We start from the raw sequence: 457 nt of genomic DNA on the forward strand, positions 1-457 counted from the left end.
TGCCGTTCGCGAGCGACGCGAGCACCGGCGACTTGTCGGTGTAGTTCAGGTAGTAGAACGCGAAGTTCGCGTCGAACGAGCGCGGCGAGTAGTTGAACTTCACGCCGAACTGCGGCCGGTATTTCGCCGGCAGGTTCGTGACCGACGGCAGCCCGATGTCGTTGAACGGCGGCCCGGCGTAGGTGCCGTTCACGAGCCCGTTCTTGATCGCGTTGAGCGTGTCCTGGTTGCCGGCCGCGCCCGGTCCGCCGATCGCGTTGGCGATCGTGCCCGCGCTCGGGCCGATCACGTTCAGGTTATTCGTGTTGATCGTGAACGGCTCGGCACCGCGGCCGAAACCGTTCGTCACCGACCAGTACGAGCCGACCGGCGGATAGCGGTTGCCATTCCACTGGAACTGGTAGTAGGCCTCGGTGCTGAACCCGTGCGACAGGTCGGCCGCCAGGCTCACCATCGG

The 457-nt window shown here is 65.4% G+C and carries 1 protein-coding gene; it reads right to left on the bottom strand.

Annotated elements, in window-relative coordinates; genetic code table 11:
- The coding region (locus HWW87_RS36865; RefSeq protein ID WP_175824379.1) for a DUF1302 family protein at window positions 1-457 on the bottom strand (457 nt) is incomplete at both ends.

Origin of the sequence: Burkholderia sp. BCC0419, from assembly GCF_902830285.1 — a bacterium.
GTDB lineage: Bacteria > Pseudomonadota > Gammaproteobacteria > Burkholderiales > Burkholderiaceae > Burkholderia.